General features: G+C 75.3%; 5 protein-coding genes. 3 read left to right on the top strand and 2 right to left on the bottom strand.

The genetic code is table 11. The features are described 5' to 3' along the window. Together ACSNOK_RS29825 and ACSNOK_RS29830 are read right to left on the bottom strand one after the other, a co-directional pair. Positions 1 to 930: L-tyrosine/L-tryptophan isonitrile synthase family protein (locus tag ACSNOK_RS29825; RefSeq protein WP_436783917.1), on the bottom strand; the 930-nt coding region annotated here is incomplete at its 3' end. 7 nt (positions 931 to 937) lie between these two features. Further along, a complete protein-coding gene (locus ACSNOK_RS29830; protein WP_436783918.1) occupies positions 938 to 2,269 on the bottom strand; it encodes a cytochrome P450 family protein in 1,332 nt (443 codons plus the stop codon). 253 nt (positions 2,270 to 2,522) lie between these two features. On the opposite strand from ACSNOK_RS29830, the gene ACSNOK_RS29835 reads away from it, so the two are divergent. The 3 genes from ACSNOK_RS29835 to ACSNOK_RS29845 are packed head-to-tail and all read left to right on the top strand — an operon-like array spanning position 2,523 to position 5,559. Beyond that, positions 2,523 to 2,747 carry a hypothetical protein gene (locus tag ACSNOK_RS29835; RefSeq protein ID WP_436783919.1) on the top strand — a complete coding sequence of 75 codons (225 nt, stop codon included), beginning with the start codon at positions 2,523 to 2,525 and terminating at the stop codon, positions 2,745 to 2,747. Then, the gene (locus tag ACSNOK_RS29840; RefSeq protein WP_436783920.1) at positions 2,747 to 5,068 is read left to right on the top strand and encodes a heavy metal translocating P-type ATPase; all 2,322 of its coding nucleotides are present in this window, start codon (positions 2,747 to 2,749) and stop codon (positions 5,066 to 5,068) included. The genes ACSNOK_RS29835 and ACSNOK_RS29840 overlap by 1 nt, the downstream gene beginning before the upstream one ends. Further along, complete coding sequence (locus tag ACSNOK_RS29845; RefSeq protein WP_436783921.1) at positions 5,065 to 5,559, top strand: copper chaperone PCu(A)C; 495 nt, start codon at positions 5,065 to 5,067, stop codon at positions 5,557 to 5,559. Before ACSNOK_RS29840 ends, ACSNOK_RS29845 begins: the two co-directional genes overlap by 4 nt. Positions 5,560 to 5,876: the final 317 nt, after the last annotated feature.

The following is a 5,876-nucleotide window of genomic DNA, read 5'->3' on the forward strand; positions in this document are numbered from 1 at the left end:
CCGCCGCACCAACCGCCCCACCCGCTCGGCCTCCTCCCGCCGCACCAGCCGCGCCACACCTGCCTGAAGCAGCAGCACCGTATGCCACGGCGTGGCCCACGCATCCGCCGTCTCCAGCAACCGGATCCCGAACTTCTCCGCCCCCACCGGCTGCGGATGGATCGACAGCCGCACCTGCCGCGGAAAGTGCTCCGCGATCAGCTCGCCCCACGCCCGGCTGCGGGCGATCACCTCGTACGCGCGGGCGCGGCAGTCACGCTGAAGCGCCGACCGGCTGCCGTCGAAGTCCGCCGTGTCCTCGAAGAGGAAGCGGGTGATGCCCCGATACAGGCGGGCGGTCTCCTCGTCGGCGCGGACGAGGGCGCGCAGGGCGTCGGCGGACGGCGCGTACGCCTCGGTGACCAGGCGCCGCTTGGTGTCGTGGTCGGCGTCGCCGTGGACCGCGCGCAGGTCGAAGGTGTCGAGGTGGCGCAGGCCCTCCTCGTCGATCATGGCGCGGAGGGCGTCGCCGTACGCGTCGATGTGCGCGTCCGGGACGCGGATGACGTCGCCGAAGATGTGGCCGTCCGAGCAGATGACGATCCGGGCCCCCGGCTCATACACCTCGCCGACGCGCGCGCAGAGGCGGTCGAGGAAGGTCAGGGAGAGCCGTTCCCCCTCGTCGGGCAGGTGGCCCAGCACCTTGGCCGGGTTGGGCGACTTGCAGGGGAAGCCGGGCAGGGTGAGGACGACGGGGTCGCCGGCGTCCGTGAAGTCGCGGATCTGCCGCAGCGTCCCGGGGTGGTCGGCGGGGTCCCGGGACACCGGTCCGGTCGTCCGGTGGTACGGCAGGAGGAGGCGCAGGATCTCGGTTGCGGTGTCGGTGGCCGCCGGTGCGCTGCCGGTCGTCACGGCGGTGTCGGCGGCCGCCGGTGCGATGTCGGTCGTCACGGTGCCGTCACCCCCGTCCGTACGGGCAGCGCGGCCCGTCGTAGGCCACCGGGAGCTCCGCCGTGCCGCGGCCGAGGACGGCCGGGATCCAGCGGAGTTCCTCGTCGGGTACGGCCAGGCGCAGGCCGGGCAGGCGGGAGAGCAAGGTGCCGAGGGCGACCTGGAGTTCGATCCGGGCGAGGGCGGCTCCGGGACAGAAGTGGATCCCGTGCCCGAAGGCGAGGTGGGGTCCCTGGGCGCGGTCGAGGTCGAGGGTGTCCGGGTCGGGGAAGCGCTCGGGGTCCCGGCCGGCCGCGCAGAGGGAGACGATCACGGAGTCACCGGCCGGGACGCGGGTGCCGTGCAACTCGGTGTCCTCGATCGGGAAACGCCAGGTGGTGAGCTCGAACGCGCCGTCCAGGCGGAGCAGTTCCTCGACCGCGGCGGGCATCAGCGCGGGTTCGGCGCGCAGCCGTTCCAGGGCCTCCGGGTGACGGAAGAGGGCGACGAGGGCGGTGGTGATCTGGTTGGTCACCGGTTCCTGGCCGGCGACCAGGAGCTGGAAGATCATGGAGTCCAGCTCCTCCGGGGTGAGTTCGCCGGCGTCGCGGGCGGCGACCAGGCGGCTCAGCAGCCCGTCGTCGGGGGCGGCGCGGCGGTCGGCGACCACCTCGGCGATGTAGTCCTCCAGACCGCGCAGCAGCGCCTCGTAGGCGGGGCGGCCGGGGTCGGCGGGGCCCACGGGGGCCACGACGCCGCCCCACTCGCGCCGGAAGCGGGCGGCGAGGTGCGGGGGCAGGCCGATGACCTCGGCGAGGACCAGGAAGGGGAAGCGGGCGGCGAAGTGTTCGACCAGGTCGACCGCGTGGTGCGGGGCGCCGGTCGTGGGGTCGTCGGCCGTGGGGGTACCGGCCGTTCGGTCGTCGACCGTGGGGGCGCCGGCCGCCGGGCCGCCCGCCGTCGGCAGCTCGTCCACCAGCGCGTCCGCCAGCTCCTGGAAGCGGGGCCGCAGCGCCTCGACGCGGCGCGGGGCGAAGGCGTCGGTGATCAGCCGTCGCATGCCGGTGTGCTTCGGCGGGTCCTGGTGGAGGAGGTGGACCTGGAGCCGGGAGTGCTGCGGCTCCGGCATGATCGAGGCTCGGGCGCGCCAGCGGTCGTTGCCCAGGGCGTGGTTCTTGCCCAGCCGGGGGTCGGCGAGGGTGCGCTGGGCGGCGGCGTACCCGGTGACGAGCCAGGCGGTCACGCCGCTGGGGAACACCACACGGTGGATCGGGCCGGCTTCGCGCATCCGCGCGTAGAGCGGGTAGGGGTCGCGCTTGTAGGCGGGGCCGGAGAGGGGTATGGGGTCGGGCGTCGGCACGTGCGGGCTCCTCGTGAAACGTGAACGGTGAGGAAGTCGGGTGGGAGGAGTGGCGAGTTCCCGTACATTCGTGCGGGTTTCCCTCCCCCAGGGGTGCCCCCGAAGGCCGGACGGGCCGTACGACGCCTGCCGTATCTCCAGGTAGTCGGCCGGCCGGCCGAGGCGGTTCCCGGAAGCGGAGGGGACAATCCTCACGTGCCGCGTCGGGGCCTTCCGGTGCTGCGATCGGCCTCCGGCATGTCACGATGCGGCGATGACCGCACGTCATTCCCTCAGTCCGTACAGTCTCCTGTCCGGCTTCGTCCTGCTGCTCGCGGCCCTGTTCGGGGTCGCCTACGCCGTCGGCTCGGCGGCCGGTCCCGTCTCCCCCGGCATGCACCGCACCGGCGGCGGGAGCGCGTCCGATCCGGGGTCCGGCCAAGGCGACGGCGGCAGCGGGGGCGGCGGCATGGACGGCATGCCCGGGATGGGGCACTGATGAGCGCGACGAGCACCACAGCCTCGGCCGCCTCCGCCGCCTCCGCCGCCGAGACCGAGATCATCGTCGGCGGCATGACCTGTGCCGCGTGCGTCAACCGCGTCGAGAAGAAGCTCGGCCGGCTGGAGGGCGTGACCGCCAGCGTCAACCTCGCCACCGGCCGGGCCCGCGTCAGCCACCCGGACGCCGTGACCGCCGAGGAGCTCATGGCGGTGGTGGAGGGCCTCGGTTTCACCGCCGAGCTGCCCCGGCCGAAGACGGAGGAAGCCCCGGACGAGGAAGCGGGGGCGGCCGGCGCCGGTTCGTCGCCGCTCGTCCGGCTGCTGGTCACCGCCGTGCTGTCGGTACCGGTGCTGGTGTTGTCGATGGCTCCGGGCCTGCAGTTCCGCAACTGGCAGTGGCTGTGCTTCGCGCTGGCCACGCCGGTCGCCGCGTGGGGCGCCTGGCCGTTCCACTCCAAGGCCCTGCGCGGGCTGCGCGGGGCCGCGGCGACCATGGACACCCTCGTCTCCCTCGGCGTCCTCGCCTCCTACGCCTGGTCCGTCTACGCGCTGTTCTTCGGCGGCGCCGGCGACCCGGACATGCGGATGCCGTTCACGCTGTGGCCCGAGGCCATGCCCGGTACGGCGGACGTCTACCTCGAAGCGGTCGTCGCTGTCCCGCTGTTCGTGCTGACCGGGCGGCTGCTGGAGTCCCGGGCGCGGGCCGGCACCGGCTCGGCGCTGCGGGCGCTCGCCTCCCTCGCAGCCAAGGACGTCGCCGTACGGACGGCGGACGGCCAGGAGCGCCGGATCCCCGTCGCCGAACTGCGCGTCGGCGACCGCTTCCTCGTCCGGCCCGGTGAGCGCGTCGCGACCGACGGGACGGTGGTGTCGGGCGCCTCGGCCCTGGACCTGTCCCTGGTGACGGGCGAGAGCGCGCCCGTCGACGTCACCCCCGGCACGGCCGTGATCGGCGGCGCCGTCAACTCCGGCGGCCTGCTGGAGGTACGGGCCGAGGCCGTCGGCGCGGATACCCAACTGGCCCGGATCACACGGCTGGTGGAGGACGCGCAGGCGGGCAAGGCCCGGGTGCAGCGCCTCGCCGACGCGATCGCGGGCGTCTTCGTCCCGGCCGTGCTGGCGGTGGCCGTCACGGTCCTCGGGTTCTGGCTGGGCGCCGGCGCGACCCCGCAGGCCGCGATCACCGCGGCCGTCGCCGTGCTGGTCGTCGCCTGCCCCTGCGCCCTGGGCCTGGCCACCCCGACCGCCCTGCTCGCCGCGACCGGCCGGGGCGCCGGGCTCGGCATCCTGGTCAGCGGACCGCAGGCGCTGGAGGGGCTGCGCCGGGTGGACACCGTCGTGCTGGACAAGACCGGCACCCTGACCACCGGTTCGATGACGGTGACCGAGGTGGCGGCACGCGAGGGCGGCTGCGGTCCTGAGGCCGCGCTGCGGTACGCGGCGGCGGCCGAGGCCGGTTCCGAGCACCCGGTGGGCCGGGCCGTGCACGCCCACGGGCTGGCCGCGGCGGACGGGCCGCTGCCCGCCGCCGAGGAGTTCACGGCCACGGCCGGCGTGGGCGTGAGGGCCGTGGTGGACGGCAAGCGCGTCGAGGTCGTACGGGCGGAGGCGGACGGGCTCCCCGACGCGCTCGCCGAGGCCGTACGGCGCCACGGGCGGGACGGCCGGACGGTCGTGGCCGTCCTGGTCGAGGGCACCGCCGAGGCCGTCGTCGCCCTGGGCGACACCGTCCGGGCGGGCAGCTACCGGGCCGTCGACCACCTCAAGCGGCTCGGCCTGCGGCCGGTGCTGGCCACCGGCGACGGCGAGGCGGCCGCACAGGCCGTCGCCGCCGAACTGGGCATCGCGGAAGTGCACGCCAAGGTCACCCCGGAGGGCAAGGCCGACCTCGTCCGCGCCCTCCGCGAGAAGGGCCACCGGGTCGCCGTCATCGGCGACGGCGTCAACGACACGGCCGCCCTGGCCGGCGCCGACCTCGGCATCGCCATGGGCAGCGGCACCGACGCGGCCATCGGCGCGGCCGACGTGACGCTGGTCCGCGAGGACATGGGCGCCCTGGCCGACGCCGTACGGCTGGCCCGCCGCACCTCCCTGACCGTACGCGCCAACCTCGCCTGGGCCTTCGGCTACAACCTGGTGACCGTGCCGCTCGCCGCGGTGGGGCTGCTCAGCCCGATGGTCGCGGCGGCGGCGATGTCCGTCAGCTCCCTCCTCGTCGTCGGCAACAGCCTGCGGCTGCGCGGCTGGCAGCCGGCCTCCGCCCGTACGACCGCTTCCGCCCGCAAGGGCGCTCCCCGTCCCCGGAAGGCCGTCGCATGAACAACCCCGTGGCCCAGGCCGCCAAGGCCGCGCTCGTTCCCGTCGCCGCCTGTGTGGTGACCCTCGGCGGCCTCGGCGCCTGGACGGCGTCCGGCGCGGCCGGGCGGCCCGCCGAGGTCGTCGCGGAGGACGCCCGCGTCCTCCTGCCCTTCGGCGACGACGACACGGCCGCGTTCGTGCGGCTCACCAACAAGGGCGACGCGGACGACGAACTGCTGTCCGTCACCGCCCCGTCGGCGGGCGGCGCCATGCTGGCCCGGACGGTCGTCAAGGACGGGGCGGGGACCATGCGGATGCTCCGCTCGGTGACCGTGCCCGCCCGCGACGTCGTCGCGATGAGCCCGCACGGCACCGACATCATGGTCACCCGCCCGCCCCGCCTCGCCGTCGGCGACCGGCTCCCGCTGGTGCTGCGGTTCCGCGAGACCGGCACCGTGCGGGTCACGGCGGAGGTCGTACGGGCGGGCAGCGGGGCGGTACCGCGGGGCTAGGGCGAGGGACGGAAGCGGGGCGGGCGTCGGGCGGAGGTTGGGCGGGCGCCGTGCGGGCGGCCGTCCGGGCGGTATGTACGGACCGTGCAACGGACCGCCGCCACCGGCTTGGGCCGCGTACGCGCGGGCACAACGCCTCCACGACGCCGCGCTCCGACGAGAGGCGGCGCGTGCGTCCAGGGGGTGTGATCGGACATGCGGTTCGCGAGTGGTGTGCTGTGGTTCCTTCCCCTCTTCCTCCTCGTGGCCTGCTTCATGCTGATGGCCCGGGGCTCGGGGAGGGGAGGAACGTCCTCCGGTCCGTTCGGGGGCGGGCG

The organism is Streptomyces sp. URMC 126, from assembly GCF_051386555.1.
Taxonomy (GTDB): domain Bacteria; phylum Actinomycetota; class Actinomycetes; order Streptomycetales; family Streptomycetaceae; genus Streptomyces.